General features: G+C 71.9%; 11 protein-coding genes. 6 read left to right on the forward strand and 5 right to left on the reverse strand.

All coding sequences use genetic code 11. From position 1 onward, the window contains the following. The first annotated feature begins 235 nt into the window (after positions 1–235). From ABZ725_RS03285 to ABZ725_RS03300, 4 genes are all read left to right on the forward strand, one after another. Positions 236–2,578 carry an ABC transporter family substrate-binding protein gene (locus tag ABZ725_RS03285; protein WP_358801078.1) on the forward strand — a complete coding sequence of 781 codons (2,343 nt, stop codon included), beginning with the start codon at positions 236–238 and terminating at the stop codon, positions 2,576–2,578. Positions 2,579–2,728: 150 nt separating this feature from the next. Further along, positions 2,729–4,636 carry a translational GTPase TypA gene (gene typA, locus ABZ725_RS03290; RefSeq protein WP_351918580.1) on the forward strand — a complete coding sequence of 636 codons (1,908 nt, stop codon included), beginning with the start codon at positions 2,729–2,731 and terminating at the stop codon, positions 4,634–4,636. A gap of 259 nt (positions 4,637–4,895) precedes the next feature. After that, entirely contained in the window at positions 4,896–5,963 is a 1,068-nt protein-coding gene (locus tag ABZ725_RS03295) for an ABC transporter ATP-binding protein (protein ID WP_358801368.1), read from the forward strand. Positions 5,964–6,134: 171 nt separating this feature from the next. Next, positions 6,135–7,211 (forward strand): oligopeptide/dipeptide ABC transporter ATP-binding protein, encoded by a 1,077-nt coding sequence (locus tag ABZ725_RS03300; protein ID WP_358801369.1) that lies wholly within the window; start codon positions 6,135–6,137, stop codon positions 7,209–7,211. A gap of 89 nt (positions 7,212–7,300) precedes the next feature. On the opposite strand, the gene ABZ725_RS03305 is transcribed toward ABZ725_RS03300, so the two are convergent. Then, on the reverse strand, positions 7,301–8,041 hold the full coding sequence (locus tag ABZ725_RS03305; RefSeq protein WP_358801079.1) for a methyltransferase domain-containing protein: 741 nt from the start codon (positions 8,039–8,041) through the stop codon (positions 7,301–7,303). 158 nt (positions 8,042–8,199) lie between these two features. Here ABZ725_RS03305 and ABZ725_RS03310 point away from each other — a divergent pair, with 158 nt between their 5' ends. After that, positions 8,200–8,706, forward strand: a complete 507-nt coding sequence (locus tag ABZ725_RS03310) for a DinB family protein (protein WP_358801080.1) — start codon at positions 8,200–8,202, stop codon at positions 8,704–8,706. Between the two features lie 170 nt (positions 8,707–8,876). Here ABZ725_RS03310 and ABZ725_RS03315 read toward each other — a convergent pair whose 3' ends face one another. Then, on the reverse strand, positions 8,877–9,677 hold the full coding sequence (locus ABZ725_RS03315; protein ID WP_358801081.1) for a HEAT repeat domain-containing protein: 801 nt from the start codon (positions 9,675–9,677) through the stop codon (positions 8,877–8,879). A 321-nt stretch (positions 9,678–9,998) separates the two neighbouring features. Here ABZ725_RS03315 and ABZ725_RS03320 point away from each other — a divergent pair, with 321 nt between their 5' ends. Then, positions 9,999–13,334 carry a BTAD domain-containing putative transcriptional regulator gene (locus ABZ725_RS03320; RefSeq protein ID WP_358801082.1) on the forward strand — a complete coding sequence of 1,112 codons (3,336 nt, stop codon included), beginning with the start codon at positions 9,999–10,001 and terminating at the stop codon, positions 13,332–13,334. A gap of 87 nt (positions 13,335–13,421) precedes the next feature. Here ABZ725_RS03320 and ABZ725_RS03325 read toward each other — a convergent pair whose 3' ends face one another. From ABZ725_RS03325 to ABZ725_RS03335, 3 genes are all read right to left on the reverse strand, one after another. After that, complete coding sequence (locus ABZ725_RS03325) at positions 13,422–14,213, reverse strand: BTAD domain-containing putative transcriptional regulator (RefSeq protein ID WP_358801083.1); 792 nt, start codon at positions 14,211–14,213, stop codon at positions 13,422–13,424. Between the two features lie 156 nt (positions 14,214–14,369). Continuing rightward, positions 14,370–15,422 carry a dipeptide ABC transporter ATP-binding protein gene (locus ABZ725_RS03330; RefSeq protein WP_358801084.1) on the reverse strand — a complete coding sequence of 351 codons (1,053 nt, stop codon included), beginning with the start codon at positions 15,420–15,422 and terminating at the stop codon, positions 14,370–14,372. A 26-nt stretch (positions 15,423–15,448) separates the two neighbouring features. Further along, positions 15,449–16,486, reverse strand: a complete 1,038-nt coding sequence (locus ABZ725_RS03335) for an ABC transporter ATP-binding protein (RefSeq protein WP_358801085.1) — start codon at positions 16,484–16,486, stop codon at positions 15,449–15,451. Positions 16,487–16,519: the final 33 nt, after the last annotated feature.

The following is a 16,519-nucleotide window of genomic DNA, read 5'->3' on the forward strand; positions in this document are numbered from 1 at the left end:
AACGTTCATGCGCCTGCGAGTGTTGCGCGTCACACCGGTGAATGTGAAGGCGTGTGCAGCGATTGGCGGGTGCGTTGCTCCGCACGGGTGGCCTTGGACGCGCCCGCCGCCGTGTCGCTCCCGGCAGGCGAATCCTTTCGTCTTCAGTTCCTCTTCAGAGAGCCGTAGATCTGATCAACTCCAAAATACCGCCAAACGTGATCAAAACGCACCCGCGTCACCGGAGGTACCAGAGATGTCCCACGACGGCGTCGGTCCGCGCGCGGTGCTGCGCTCGGTCGCCTTCCTCACCGCGGGCGTGCTCGCGGTGCCCCTGCTGACCGGCTGCGGCTCCGCCGACGAGGTCGGCAAGCCGCTGGCCCGCCAGGACATCGCCCCGGCCGCCCGCGCCCGGATCGCCGAGGGCGGCACCCTGCGCTGGGCGGTGGACGCGGTGCCGGAGACCTTCAACACCTTCCAGGCGGACGCCGACGCCACCACGACCCGGGTCGCCCAGGCCGTGCTGCCGACGATGTACCGCATCGACGCGAACGGCAGGCCGCAGCGCGACGCCGACTACCTGGAGTCCGCGAAGGTCGTCGACACCGAGCCCAAGCAGGTCGTGCTGTACAAGCTGAACCAGCAGGCCGTCTGGAGCGACGGCCGGGAGATCGGCGCCGCCGACTTCGCCGCCCAGTGGCGCGCGCTGGCGGGCAAGGACACCGCGTACTGGACCGCCCGCAACGCCGGCTACGACCGCATCGAGAAGATCGAGCGCGGCGAGAACGACCTGGAGGTCCGGGTCACCTTCAGCCGGCGCTACGCCGACTGGCGGTCGCTGTTCTCCCCGCTGTACCCGAAGGACGTCATGGGCACGCCCGACGCCTTCAACGACGGGGTGCGGCGCAAGCTGAAGGTGACCGCCGGGCCGTTCCTCGTGAAGCAGATCGACCGCAAGAAGAACGAGGTGCGCCTCACCCGCAATCCGCGCTGGTGGGGGCGTCCGGCCAAGCTCTCCGAGCTCGTTCTGACGGCCGTCCCCAGGGACGAGCGGGCGACCGCGCTGGCCGCCGGGAAGATCGATCTGGCCGAGGTCGACCCGACCGCGGCACAGCGCATCGAAGGCGCCGCGAACGGCTCGGCCGGACCGCTCGCCGGCCCCGGTTCCGAGGTCGGCGCGGCGAAGGCGCTGCGCTCCTGGGCGCTCGCCCACGGCTCCGACGAGGAGGCGGCCGACGACGAGGACGAGAACGAGGACGCGGACGACAACGAGGACGAGGCCCGCACGAAGCTGCGCAGCGCGATCGCGCAGTGGCAGCAGCAGCAGAAGGCGCTGCGCGGCTTCGAGGTGCGCAGATCGTTGGAGCCGGCCTACACCCAGCTGGCCCTGAACGGCTCGGAAGGGCCGCTGGCGGACGAACGGGTGCGCCGCGCCGTGGCCAGGGCGCTGGACCGCAAGGAGCTGGCCCGGCTGGTGCTGAAGCCGCTGAGGCTGCCCGCGCAGCCCGTCGGCAGTCACCTGGCCCTGGCCGGACAGGACGTCTACGCCGACAACAGCGGGGCGCTCGGCGGCCAGGACACCTCCGAGGCGCAGGCGCTGCTCGCGGACGCGGGCTGGGTGGCCGGCGGCCCGATCAAGGAGAAGGGCGGCAAGGCGGCCGGCTCGGCGGGCAGGAAGGCCGACGACGACTCCGACGACGACTCCGCGGACGGCGACGACGGCACCTACATCGTCGGCGAGGACGACAAGGCACCGGCCGAGACCGATCGTGAGGAGAAGCACACCGCGGCCAAGGGCGAGAACGCGCAGAACAGCGCGCACAAGAGCGAGAACGGCGGGCGGCAGCTCGCCCAGGACGGCAAGCAGTACAAGCAGCCGCACCAGGGCGGCGCCCCCGGCGCCTACGCCCCGAAGGGCACCGCGGCCCCGGACGCGACCCCCGCGCCGGCCGGCTCCGCCGCGCCCGCCGTGGCTCCGGCGAAGGCGCTGGCCAAGGACGGCAAGGCGCTCGACCTGCGGTTCGTGCTGCCGTCCGGCCCCGGCTCGGAGTCCCTGGCGGCGGTCGCCGAACGGATCACGAAGATGCTGGCCAAGGTCGGCATCCGCACGGAGATCACCAAGGTCTCCGACGAGAGCTACTTCAAGGACCACATCGCCTCCGGCCAGTACGACCTCGCCCTGTACTCCTGGCCCGCCTCCGCCTTCCCCGCCACCGACGCCCGGCCGATCTACGCCAAGCCCGTCCCGGCCGCCGACGGCTCGCTGAGCGTCGAGCAGAACTACACGCGGGTCGGCACCGACCAGGTCGACCAGCTCTTCGACCAGGCGATCGGCACCCTGGACGAGGGCGAGGCGCGGTCCTTGCTGCGCAAGGCCGACTCCCGGATCTGGGCGGCTGCCGGATCGATTCCGCTCTATCAGCGGCCCCAGCTCACGGCCGTCCGCAAGAACGTGGCGAACGCGGGCGCCTTCGGCTTCGAGACCCCCGTCTACGAGGACATGGGCTTCCTGAAGAAGGGGGCGAGCGGCGCGAAGGGCGCCTCGACACCCGCCCCGAACTCCTCCGTGAGCCCCTCCGTGAGCCCCTCCGAGGACTGAGCCGGAACCGGCCGAGTGGCCCTGCGGAGGCCGTCCGTCGCAGGGCCACGTACCATGGGGTGAGGCCGTGGCGTGTCAAGCCCGGCAGGGCCCGCGTAACACAGACGTACGCAGCAGGGTCGCCCTCACACTCCGGGAGAACGCCGCTATATGGCCACGCGCCACGACATCCGCAATGTCGCCATCGTCGCTCACGTCGACCACGGCAAGACGACCTTGGTCGACGCCATGCTCAAGCAGGCCGGTGCCTTCGCAGCGCACGCCGCGGAGTCGCTCGACGACCGCATGATGGACTCGAACGACCTGGAGCGTGAGAAGGGCATCACGATCCTGGCCAAGAACACGGCCGTGAAGTACCACCCCAAGGATGGCGGCGAGGTCGTCACCATCAACATCATCGACACCCCCGGCCACGCCGACTTCGGCGGCGAGGTCGAGCGCGGCCTGTCGATGGTGGACGCGGTGGTGCTGCTCGTCGACGCCTCCGAGGGTCCGCTGCCCCAGACCCGCTTCGTGCTGCGCAAGGCGCTGCAGGCCCGCCTGCCCGTCATCCTGTGCATCAACAAGACGGACCGCCCCGACTCCCGCATCGACGAGGTCGTCAACGAGGCCTACGACCTCTTCCTCGACCTCGACGCCGACGAGGACCAGATCGAGTTCCCCATCGTCTACGCGTGTGCGCGTGACGGTGTGGCCTCGCTCACCAAGCCGGAGAACGGCACGGTCCCGCAGGACAGCGACAGCCTGGAGCCGTTCTTCTCCACGATCCTGTCGCACGTCCCGGCTCCGGAGTACGACACCGAGGCCCCCCTCCAGGCGCACGTCACCAACCTGGACGCCGACAACTTCCTCGGCCGTATCGCGCTGCTCCGCGTGGAGCAGGGCGAGCTGCGCAAGGGCCAGACCGTCACGTGGATCAAGCGCGACGGCACCATGTCCAACGTGCGCATCACCGAGCTGCTGATGACCGAGGCGCTCACCCGCAAGCCCGCCGAGAAGGCCGGCCCCGGTGACATCTGCGCCGTCGCGGGCATCCCGGACATCATGATCGGCGAGACCCTCGCCGACCCGGAGAACCCGATCCCGCTGCCGCTCATCACGGTCGACGAGCCGGCCATCTCCATGACCATCGGTACGAACACCTCGCCGATGGTCGGCCGCGGTGCCACCGGCAAGGGCGCGGACAACAAGGCCGCGGTCAAGGACCGCAAGGTCACCGCCCGCCAGGTCAAGGACCGTCTGGACCGCGAGCTGGTCGGTAACGTCTCGCTGCGCGTGCTCGACACCGAGCGGCCGGACGCCTGGGAGGTCCAGGGCCGTGGTGAGCTCGCGCTCGCCATCCTGGTCGAGCAGATGCGCCGCGAGGGCTTCGAGCTGACCATCGGCAAGCCGCAGGTGGTCACCAAGGAGGTCGAGGGCAAGACGTACGAGCCCGTCGAGCGCATGACGATCGACGTGCCCGAGGAGCACATGGGCCCGGTCACGCAGCTCATGGGCGTCCGCAAGGGCCGGATGGACAACATGTCCAACCACGGCTCCGGCTGGGTCCGCATGGAGTTCGTCGTCCCGTCCCGCGGCCTCATCGGCTTCCGTACCGAGTTCCTCACCGGTACGCGCGGCACCGGCATCGCGCACTCCATCCACGAGGGCCACGAGCCGTGGTTCGGCACGCTGACGACCCGTAACAACGGCTCGCTCGTCGCCGACCGCTCGGGCGCCGTCACCGCGTTCGCGATGACGAACCTCCAGGAACGCGGTGTGCTGTTCACCGACCCCGGCACCGAGGTGTACGAGGGCATGATCGTCGGCGAGAACTCGCGCTCCGACGACATGGACGTGAACATCACCAAGGAGAAGAAGCTCACGAACATGCGGTCGTCGTCGGCCGACTCGTTCGAGGCGATCGTCCCGCCGCGCAAGCTCTCCCTGGAGCAGTCCCTGGAGTTCTGCCGCGACGACGAGTGCGTCGAGGTGACCCCGGAGGCGGTCCGCATCCGCAAGGTCGTCCTCGACCAGCGTGACCGCGCCCGCACCGCGAGCCGCGCCAAGCACGGCTGATCCTCGGCCACTTGACGGCCACTTGACGGCCGCTCGACGGCCTTTTGCCGGCCGCCTGAGCCCGGGCGCCCCCATGACGGGGGCGCCCGGGCTTTTTCGGCCCCGCCCCAGCCTCTCCCCGACGCCGTCTATGCCTGCGTCGATCCGCGCGCAAGGCTGTCCTAGGCCGGTTTCCGGCCCGCCTGTCGTGAGGGGGTTCGTCGTGACCACGGTGACCGAGGACGCCGGGGAGCCGGAGCCGGAGCCAGGGCCGGAGCCGATGCCAGGGCCGGTGCCAGGGCCAGGGTCCGAGCCGTCCGGACCGGCCGACGCGGGCGCGTTCCTCTCGGTGCGGGACCTGCACGTCGGCTTCACCACGCAGGACGGCGTCGTCCAGGCCGTCGACGGGCTCTCCTTCGACCTCGCACGCGGCCGCACCCTGGGCATCGTCGGCGAGTCGGGATCCGGGAAGTCCGTCACCGGCCTGACGATCCTCGGCCTGCACAACCCGATGTTCACCACCGTCGAGGGCGAGATCCTGCTGGAGGGGCAGGAGCTGACGACCGCCCGGGAGTCGGAGCTGGAGCGGCTGCGCGGCAGCAAGGTCGCGATGATCTTCCAGGACCCGCTCACCGCGCTGTCCCCGTACTCCACCGTGGGCCGGCAGATCGCCGAGCCGTACATGAAGCACCGGGGCGCATCGAGGAAGGCCGCCTGGACGCGGACGGTCGAGATGCTCGACAAGGTCGGCATCCCCGACGCCCGGGAACGGGCGAAGGACTACCCCCACCAGTTCTCCGGCGGCATGCGGCAGCGCGCGATGATCGCGATGGCGCTGGTCTGCGACCCCGACCTGCTGATCGCCGACGAGCCGACGACGGCGCTCGACGTGACGGTCCAGGCGCAGATCCTCGACCTGCTCAAGGACCTCCAGCGGGAGTTCGGCACCGCGATCGTCTTCATCACGCACGATCTCGGGGTCATCGCCGACATCGCCGACGACGTCATGGTGATGTACGCGGGCGGCGCGGTCGAACGCGGGACGACCCGGCAGGTGCTGCACTCACCGCAACACCCGTACACCTGGGGCCTGCTGAACTCCATGCCCCGACTGCACTCGGACCTGGGCAACCCGCTCGCCCCCATCCCCGGCGCCCCGCCCTCGCTGCTGAACCCGCCGTCCGGCTGCCGGTTCCACCCCCGCTGCACCTTCCAGCACCGGGTCGGCGGCGGCCGCTGTGTCACCGAACGCCCCCTGTCGGCCCCGGACCGCGCCGCCGCCTGCCACCTCACGGCGGAGCAGAAGCGGACCATCTTCCTGACCGAGATCAAGCCCCGGTTGGCGTAACCGGAGTAGGAGGACCACGTGGAGAAAGAGGAAGCGACGCTCCCCGCCCCGCGCGAGGCCGACGCCGAGACGGCTGGGACGGCCGTGACGGCTGGGACGGTCGCGACGGCTGAGGCCGCCGACCCGGCCGGCACGGCTGACCCGGCCGACAGTCCCGTCGACGGGGAGCCGCTGCTCGTCGTCGAGGGACTCACCAAGTACTTCCCGGTCAGGGGCGGCTTCCCGATCCGGCGCACGATCGGCCAGGTGCAGGCCGTGGACGGCATCGACCTGAGCGTGCGGGTGGGCGAGAGCTTCGGCCTGGTGGGGGAGTCGGGGTGCGGCAAGTCCACGACCGGCCGGCTGATCACCCGGCTGCTGGAGCCCACGGCCGGCACGATCACCTACCGCGGGAAGGACATCGGCCACGCCACGCGCAGAGAGCTGGCGCCGATCCGCTCCGAGATCCAGATGATCTTCCAGGACCCCTACTCCTCCCTCAACCCGCGGCAGACGGTCGGCAAGATCGTCTCCGGGCCGATGGAGATCAACGGGATCCAGCCCGAGGGCGGCCGGGAGAAGCGGGTGCGCGAACTGCTGGAGATCGTCGGTCTCAACCCCGAGCACTACAACCGCTTCCCGCACGAGTTCTCCGGCGGTCAGCGGCAACGTATCGGCGTGGCCCGGGCGTTGGCGTTGGAGCCGAAGCTGATCGTGGCCGACGAGCCGGTGTCCGCGCTCGACGTGTCGATCCAGGCACAGGTGGTCAACCTGCTCCAGAACGTGCAGCGGGAGCTCGGCATCGCGTTCCTGTTCATCGCCCACGACCTGGCCGTCGTACGGCACTTCTCGCAGCGCGTGGCGGTCATGTACCTCGGGAAGATCATCGAGATCGGCGACCGCGAGTCCATCTACACCCGGCCGCGGCACCCGTACACCCACGCCCTGCTCTCCGCGGTCCCCGAGGCGAAGGCCACGGACGGGGAGGCGTCGGCGCGACAGCGGATCCGGCTCGCCGGGGACGTGCCCTCGCCGATCGCCCCGCCCTCCGGCTGCCGCTTCCGCACCCGTTGCTGGAAGGCGCAGGACAGGTGCGCGGCCGAGGAACCGCCGCTGGTCCGGATCCCGGGCAACCACGAGGGCCACTCGACGGCCTGTCACTTCCCCGAGGAGCCGACGATCGAGGCCCGTGAGGAGGACATCGTGCTGGACCCGGCGCTGGTGGCCTTGGAGGAGAGCGGGAGCAAGAACGGCTCGTCCGGCGATTGAGGCGAGGCCCGGTCGGTCAGGGCCGACAGCGGGGGTCCGGGGGCCGTAAGCCCCCGGGCAACGCCCGCATCGGCCTCATCTGTCCAGCCTCATCTGTCCGGCGTCACCACGGTGATGATCTCCGGACTGGTCGAGGTCAACGGCCCCCGCCCCCAGTCCCCGTACTGCTCCACCACCCGCAACCCCGCCTCGGCGAGGAAGCCGGAGAGAGCCTCGGGGGCGAGGAAACGGAGCGTGGTCCGGCTGACGCGCCGGCGGAGCCAGTCGCGGGACTCGAAGGTCTCCGTGAACGTGACCCGGTCGCCGGCCGGCGGGTCCTCGACCTCGTGCCAGATTCGTACGACACGGCCGTCCGCGTCGCTGACCTCGCGCACCCGGTCCGGGGTCCAGGTCTCCCAGGCCCGCGTCGCCGGGTTGCGGGTCTCGAACACGAACCGGCCGCCGTCGCCCAGGGCGGACCGGACGGCCCGCAGCGCGGTGCGCAGTTCGTCGTCGCCCAGGAGCACCTGGAAGGCGTGGCCCTTCATCGTGACGAGGTCGAACTCGCCGTTCCACAGGCGGGTGCGGAGGTCGCCGAGCAGCCACTCCACGCCGGGCGCCCGGCGCCGGGCCTGGACGAGCATCGCGGCGGCCGGGTCGAGGCCGGTGAGCCGCCCGGGGTGGCGGTCCGCGGCGGCCCGCGCGAGGAGCCGGCCGGTGCCGCAGCCGACGTCCAGCACCGCGTCGGCGGATCTCACCAGGTCCAGGTAGAAGTCGTCGTCCGGCCCCCACGGGTTGATGGTGTCGTAGAGGGAGGCGAGGGTGAGATCCGCGAACGAATGATCGACCACCGCGGCAGTCTGCCACACCCCGATGTGACACACGACAAGATCCACAACATCGGAATCCTTATCCGGAATCCCCATCCGGAGTCCCCTTCGGACTCTCATCCGGATCCCCTGCGGAATCCGTTCGACAGACGGGCCGGCGGGGGACATGCTCGTCCGCGATGACGAGAACAGACGACATGCCCCCCGCGTGGGACGAGCGGACCCAGCTCACCACCTACCTCGACTACGCCCGGGACACCGCCCGCGCCAAGTGCGAGGACCTCTCCGACGCGGACGCCCGCAAGGCGCCCCTGCCGGGTTCGCCGCTGATGACCCCGAGCGGCCTGGTCAACCATCTGCGCTGGGTCGAGTACTACTGGTTCCGGGTCGTGTTCCTCGGCGAGGAGGACGAGGGGCCGTGGACCGACGAGGACCCCGACCGCGAGATGCGCATCGCCGTCGATCTTCCGCTCGCGCGGGTGCTCGACGAGTACGCCGAACACGCGGAGAGCCACCGCGAACTGGTCGCCGAGCACGACCTCGACACCAAGGCGCGCACGGCGACCCGGGACGGCCGTCATGTGGACCTGCGCTGGATCCTGCTGCATCTGATCGAGGAGACGGCCCGGCACAACGGCCACCTCGACATCCTGCGCGAACTGATCGACGGCCGGACGGGCGTGTAGCGGTAACCCGAGCAGGCCCTGGGTGCGCTGTGCGGGACGGCAGCGCCCTGAAGGGGCGCGGGGCTGCATCGACTTGCGGCTCCGCCGCGGGGCGCGACCGGCCACGGCGGCCCCGCTGACGATCGACGACATGTCCTCGACGGCATGTCTCGGCGATTCCAGCGGAGCGCTTACTCCTCGCGGATCGCCTCCACCGCCTCCCGGACCTCCGGGTCCGGGTCGGCGGCGAGGCGGTCCAGCAGGTCCGTGACGCCCGGGGTGGACCAGCGCGCCACCGCCCAGACCAGGTCCTCCCGCACCGACGGGTCGGGATGCCCGGCCAGCTGCGCCAGTTCGGCGAGCGGGCCGCGCCCGCGCATGCCGAACCAGTGCAGCGCCTCCCGCAGCACGGCCGGGTCCCCGGGATCACCGGCCGCCGCGATCCGCGCCAGCAGCACGCGCGGCGGCGGGGGCGGGCCGTCCAGCGGGTGCGGCAGCCGTTCGAGCAGTCTGCGGGCGCCGTAGCCGCCGCGCACGCGGCAGCCGAAGCAGGTGCACGGCTTCGTTCCGTGCGCGTTCGGCAGATACCGCCAGCCGACCACCTGCGGCGCCCTGCGGATCCGGTGCACCTCGCGGGGCCGGATCGCCCGGGGCACGAACACCTCCCACCCGCGCGGGTCCTCCAGCGTCGCGATCCGCCGTACCGCCTCGGCGGCGGTGATCTGCGACCCCTCGTCCCGGGGGCGGTCCCGGTAGTGACCCGCCGACACCTCCTGGGCGTCGTCCAGTCGCACATGGACGGCGACCAGCCCGCCCCGGCTGCCGAACCGGGCCAGCTCGCGCAGCCACTGGTGGGTGAGGGTGTACGACGGCAGCACCGGGAAGCAGTGCACTCCGCGCGCGCCGCCCTGCCCCTGACCGCTCGCGCGGATGCCGGACCGCCGGATGCGCGGCGCGTTCGCCGCGGACGTCAGGTGCACGAACATCGCCATGAGACGCATGCTAGCGAGGGTTTCCGCTGGTCGGGCGGTGCTGAAAGACGGATGAAGGAACGCCGAAGGAGCCGGGAAAGTCGGCCGGCGGAGACTGTTGGTGCGGGGCGGGCATCAACGGGGGAAACGCGGCGCCCGCCCCGCTCCACTTCACTTGGCCACCTCGCTTCGCCACCGCGCTTCGCCGCCTGGCGTATCGGCGACGGCAACCGCGGCCCTGGTCCGCCATATTGGCCGGATTCCGACCCCCGCGCGTCCCAGCGGTCACCGTTGGTGAGGGTCGGCGTTGCCCGGCCGTTGTCCCTGGACTACGTTCTGTGAATGCTCTCCCCACGGCCCCGGTTCCGCCTGCTCGGACCCCTGGACGTCGAGATCGACGGGCGGGCCGTCGTGCTCACCGGCCGGCAACGGGCGCTGTGCGCGGTGCTCCTGCTCCACGCCAACCACGTCGTCTCCGTCGACCGGCTGATCCAGTGCCTGTGGGACGACCGTCCGCCCGGCGCCGGCGCGGCCCGCGTCCGGGCCCTCGTCGCCGAGGTGCGGCGCGCGCTCGGGCCCACCGGACCGGAGCTGCTGACCACCCGTCGGCCCGGCTACGTCATGCACGCGAGCCCCGACGAACTCGACCTGCTCGCCTTCGAGAACCTCATCAGGGACGGCTCCCGGGCCGCGGCCGACGGCGACTGGCGGGCGGCCCGGCGCAGCGGCGAACAGGCCCTCGCGCTGTGGCGGGACGAGCCGCTGACCGATCTGTCGGAAGTCGCGGTGCGCGAGGCCGAACGCCAACGCCTCGGCGAACTGCACCTCGTGGCCCGTGAGGGCATGGCCGAGGCCGAGATCGAGACCGGCCGGCACCGGGAGGCCATCGCCGAACTCCTCCGGCTGACCGCCGCCCACCCGCTGCGCGAACGCCCGCACGGCCTGCTGATGCGCGCCCTGCACCAGGACGGCCGCAGCGCCGAGGCCCTGGAGCTGTACACCGCGCTGCGCCGACGCCTGGTGGACGAACTCGGCATGGACCCCTCGGCCGACCTCAGGGAGCTGCACCAGCGCCTGCTGCGAGGCGGCGGCGACGCGGGCGGCGGCATCTCCAGCAGCGGCCCGCCCCGGCGCGCGCCCGCCGCCGCGCCCGAGCGTCCCGTGCCGCGCCAACTCCCGCCCACGCCCCGCCGTTTCGTCGGCCGCGGCCAGGAGCTCGAACGCCTCGACTCCTGCCTGCACACGGCCGAACCGCTCGCCGTGATCGTGGGACCGGCGGGCGTCGGCAAGAGCGCCCTGGCGCTCAACTGGGCCCACCGGGCCGCCGACCGCTTCCCCGACGGGCAGCTCTTCCTCGACATGCGGGGCTTCGACAACGCCGAGCCGATGACCCCCGAGGAGGCCCTGCCGCTGCTCCTCCAGGGCCTGGGCTGCGCCCCGCGCGACATCCCGCTGGGCGCCGAGGCGCAGACCGCGCTGTACCGGACGCTGCTGGCGGACCGCCGGGTGCTGGTCGTCCTCGACGACGTGGCCGACGCGTCGTACGTACGCCGGCTGCTGCCCGCCTCGTCGGGGTCACTGACGCTGGTGACGAGCCGCGACAAGCTGAGCGGCCTGGTCACCCTGGACGGCGCGTTCCGGGTCTCCTGCGACGTCCTGGACAGCGCCGCCGCGCTCGAGCTGATCAGCGGCGCGGTCGGCGCGGAGGCGGTGGCCGCCGATCCGGAGGCGGCCGCGCGGCTCGTCGAACTCTGCGACCACCTGCCGCTCGCGCTGTGCGTCGCCGGCTCCTGGATCGGCGACCGGCCAGGCAGTATCCGGGCATACGTCCGTGACCTCGCCGACCGGGGACGGCTGGCCCGGCTGCACGTCGAGGGCGAGGAGTCCGTCGCCGTCCGGGCCGCGCTCGACCTGTCGTACGGGGTGCTGCCGGACGAGGCGCGCCGGGCCTTCCGCTCGCTGGGCGTGCTGCCCGGCACCGGCCGGTCGGTGCCGGCCGCCGCCGCTGCCGCCGGGACCGACGAGCGCAGCCTGGCCGACCTGCTGCGGCTGGCCCAGCGCGTGCATCTGCTGCGCGACGTCGAGTACGGCCGCCCGGCCTGGCACGACCTCGTGCACGAGTACGCCCGTGACCGCACGGCCGCCGAGGACGCCCCCGAGGAGCGGGCCGCCGCCGTCACCCGGACCCTCGACCACTACCTCCAGAGCGTCGTCAACGCGGCCGCCACGCTCGGCCTGTACGTCATGCGCAACCGCCCGGACGCCGTCGAGGGCTCCCTGCCACGGGAGTTCGGCACGACGGAGGAGGCGTACGCCTGGTTCGACGCGGAGTGGGACGACATCGCCGCCGCCATCGGGCACGCCGCCGAGCACGGCCCCGCGCCGTACGTGTGGTGGCTGGTGGACGCGCTCCAGGACCTCTTCCACCACCGCCGTCCGCTGTCCGACTGGATGCGGCTGGCCACCCTCGCCCGGGAGGTGGCCGCGCGCGGCGGGGACGACGTCGGCCAGGCTTCCATGTGCCTGTCCCTGGGCAGCGCCCGCTGGCGCAACGGCGACCTGCGGGGCGCCCTGGCGGAGTACGAGGAGGCCGAGGAGCTGGCGCGCCGGGCCGGCTGGACGTACGGCGAGGCCGGCAGCCTCCAGGGCAAGGGCGTCACCCTCAAGCTGCTGGGCGAGCTGCACCGCGCACTGCCCTGCTACGACCGTGCCCTGGCCCTCTACCGCACCCTGGGGAACGTCAGGAACGAAGAGATCATGCTGATCAACACGGCCTCCCTGAACCTCACCCTGGGCCGCCTCGACGCGGCCGAGGAGGCGGCGTGCACGGCCCTCGACCTGATCGGCGACACGGCCCACCACAACCGTGCGATGGCCCTCGTCAACCTCGCCCTGGTCCGCCAGAAGCAGGCCCGGTTCGACGAGGCGACGGCGGCGCTGCGCACCTGCTTCCTCGTCTCCCGCGACTCGGGCTCCACCTACACCGAGGCGGTGGCCCTGGAGGCGCTGGGCCGGGTCCGCGCCGACACCGGCCGGGACGACCGCGCGCTCCTCGCCTACGAGGACGCCCTCGCCGTCTCCCGACGGGTGGAGAACCGCAACTGCCAGGTCGACAGCCTGGTCGGGATCGCCTGCGTGAAACTGCGCGCGGGCCGGGCCGAGGAGACGGCCGAACACCTCGACGCCGCCTTCGAGATCGCCGAGCGCACCGGGCACCGCGCGGGCCTCGTCGAGGTCCTGCTGGCCCGCGCCGACCTGGCCCGCGCCCAGGAGCGCCCCGCAGAGGCCCTGGACTGCCTGGAGCGCGCCGAGGGCCTCGCGGCCGACGGGAACCCCCTCACCCTCCCGCGAGTCCATCTGACTGCCGCCCTGGCCCTCCTGGACACCGACAGCGCGGCCCGCGCCGGCGCCGAGGCGACCCGCGCGGCCGACCTGGCCCACGCCTCCGGCCAACGCCTCGTGCACGCGCGCGCCGTCGCCGCCCTGGCCGCCGCGCACGAGGCCCAGGGGGATGCCGGGGCGGCGCACACGGCCAGGGCGGAGGCGGAGTCGTTGTACCGGACGATCGGCCTTGGGCCCGAGCCCGATGCGCCGCTGCCCCACCACCGTCATCAAGAGCTCCCTCCGGACGCGGAATCCAGACTCACGCTGTACCTGACCGAACACTTCGACGGCTGAGACGGCTGAGACGGCTGAGGCGCTGAGGCGGCTGGCGCGGCTGCCACGGCCGACCGGCTGACCGGTCGGCCGTGGCAGCCGGTCGACTCACACGGCGGACGTCGCGTACGCGCTGCCGAGCCGCAGCCGCGGGTCGCGGGCGAGGATCCGTTCCTGCAGGGAGCGCAGGTCCGGACCCGGTTCACAGCCCAGCAGGTCGACCATCCGCAGCCGCAGCAACTGGAAGCAGTCCAGCGCGTCCGCCTGGCGTCCGCCGCGGTGCAGGGCGAGCATCAGCAGGCCCGTGACCTTCTCGTCGAAGGGGTGCATCTCGGCCAGCCAGTGCAACTGCGGCAGGCACTCCTCGTGCCGCCCCGCCCGCAGAAACAGCTCCGTGCTGCCGATCAGCGCCTCCCGGTGCTCGCGCCGCAGCGCCACCCGCGCCGACTCCGCCCAGGCCGTGCGGACGTCCGCCAGCGGCTCGCCCCGCCACAGCTCCAGGGCCCGCCCGTAGTGATCGAGGGCGAGGTCGGTCTCCCCGCCCCGGGCGGCCTGCTGAGCCCGACGCACCAGACCCCGGAAGCGCGCGGTGTCCACGCTCTCCTCCTCGACGGCGAGGAGGTACCCGCCCCGCTTCCGCACCAGCTCGACCCCCTCGGCCCGCTGCCCCCCGTCGGCCCGCAACGCCTTCCGCAGCCGGGTCGCCTGGATGTACAGGGCGTCCCGCGGACGCTGGGGCCGACGCTCCTGCCACACCCGCTCGATCAGCGCCTCGTCGGCCACGAAGCCGCCGGGGGTCCACGCCAGCGCCGCCAACAACAGCTTGGTCCCGTGCGGAAGCGGCAACTTGTCCCCCGACCTCGCCCGCGCCTCCACACACCCCAACAACTGAATTTCCATCACGCACCCCCGTACCTGGAACCACTCGAGCCACCACTGTGCGCACGAACTGTTCGGCTGGCGCATGGATACTGCACGGCTTTCGACACCCAAGGAACGCCGAAGGCCCGCGCCGGGTGGGCGGGGGCCTTCGGTGCGAAGCGGTCGGGCTGTCGGCTACGAGTTCTTGGCGAGGCGGGCCGCCGGGACCGTGGCCGGGGTGGCGTCCGCCGCCTCCGTCGTCTCGGGGTAGTGGCATGCCGTCAGGTGGCCGGGCCTGTTGCCGGAGGCCTGTACCAGCGGCGGGGCCTCCGACGCGCACTTGTCCGTGGCCTTCCAGCAGCGGGTGCGGAAGCGGCAGCCGGAGGGCGGGCTGATCGGCGAGGGCACGTCGCCGGTCAGACGGATGCGCTCGCGCGGGGTGTCCTCCACCGTGGCCTCGGGCACCGCGGACAGCAGCGCCCGGGTGTACGGGTGGCGCGGGTTGCCGTACAGGTCCTCACGGTCGGCGATCTCGACGATCTTCCCGAGGTACATGACCGCCACGCGCTGCGAGAAGTGCCGTACGACGGCCAGGTCGTGGGCGATGAAGACGAACGCGATGCCGAGGTCCCGCTGGACCTTCTGGAGCAGGTTGACGACCTGCGCCTGGATCGACACGTCGAGCGCGGAGACCGGCTCGTCGGCGACGATCAGCTTCGGCTCCAGGGCGAGCGCCCGGGCCACGCCGATGCGCTGGCGCTGGCCGCCGGAGAACTCGTGCGGGAAGCGGTTGTAGTGCTCGGGGTTGAGACCGACGATCTCCAGCAGCTCACGGACGCGCTTCTCGCGCCCGCCGGCCGGGTTGATGTCGTTGATCTCCATCGGCCCGGAGACGATCTTGCCGACCGTCTGCCGAGGGTTCAGCGACGCGTACGGGTCCTGGAAGATCATCTGGATCTCGGAGCGGATCGGCGCCAGCTGTTTACGGCTCGCGTGCGAGATGTCCTGGCCGCGGTAGGAGACCGTGCCGCTCGTCGGCTCGAGGAGCCGGGTGATCAGTCGGCCCGTCGTCGACTTGCCGCAGCCGGACTCGCCGACCAGACCGAGGGCCTCACCCTCGGCGACCTGGAAGTCCAGCCCGTCGACGGCCTGTACGGCGCCGACCGTACGCCGGATCGGGAAGCCGCCCTTGATCGGGAAGTGCTTGGTGAGCCCGGAGACGTCCAGGAGGGGAGTGGTGCTGCTCATGGTGGTGAATTCCCGTCTCTTGAACGTCAGTTCGTCGCGCTGTCGGCGAGGTCGGAGAAGTACTCGGCGCGCTGGGCCGAGGTGAGGTGACAGGCGGAACCCCGGCCGTCCACGATCTCCAGGAGCGGCTGCTCCGTGGAGCACAGGCCCCCCTCGACCTTCTCGGCGAACGCGCACCGCGGGTGGAAGCGGCAGCCCGACGGCGGGTTCAGCAGCGAGGGCGGCGAACCCGGGATCGGGTTGAGCGGCACGTCCACCGGGTGGTCCAGGCTCGGCATCGAGCTCAGCAGGCCCCAGGTGTAGGGGTGTTGCGGGTCGCGCAGCACTTCCTGCTTCGTCCCGCGCTCCACACACCGGCCGCCGTACATCACCAGCACGTCGTCCGCGATGTCCGCGATGACGCCCAGGTCGTGGGTGATGAAGATGATCGCGGTGCCGAACTCCTGCTGGAGGTCCTTGAGGAGGTCCATGATCTGCGCCTGCACGGTCACGTCGAGGGCCGTGGTCGGCTCGTCGGCGATCAGCAGTTCGGGGTCGCAGACCAGCGCCATGGCGATCATCGCGCGCTGGCGCATACCGCCGGAGAACTGGTGCGGGTAGTCGTCCACCCGCATCTCCGGCTGGGGGATGCCGACCCGCTTCAGCATCTCGATCGAGCGGGCCCGGGCCTCCTGCTTGGAGCAGCCCGTGTGCTTGCGGTACGTCTCGCCGATCTGCCGGCCGATGGTGTGGTAGGGCGACAGCGAGGCCAGGGCGTCCTGGAAGATCATCGCCATCTTGTTGCCGCGGAGCTTCTCCAGGGTCTTCTCCGCGGCCCCGTTCAGCTCCTCGCCGTCGAGGACGATGGAGCCCTCGATCTTGGTGCTGTCCGGGTTGTGCAGGCCCAGGATGGTCAGGTTGGTGACCGACTTGCCGGACCCCGACTCACCGACGATGCCCAGCGTCCTGCCGCGAACGAGGTCGAAAGAGAGGCCGTCGACGGCCTTGACGGTGCCGTCCTCGGTCGAGAAGTGCACCTTCAGGTCCTTGACGGACAGGAAGGGCTGCTGATCGGTGCTCGTCACGGGGACGCTCCAGTGGGGGTGATGCGAGGGGTA

The organism is Streptomyces sp. NPDC006872, assembly GCF_040635845.1.
Lineage (GTDB): Bacteria > Actinomycetota > Actinomycetes > Streptomycetales > Streptomycetaceae > Streptomyces.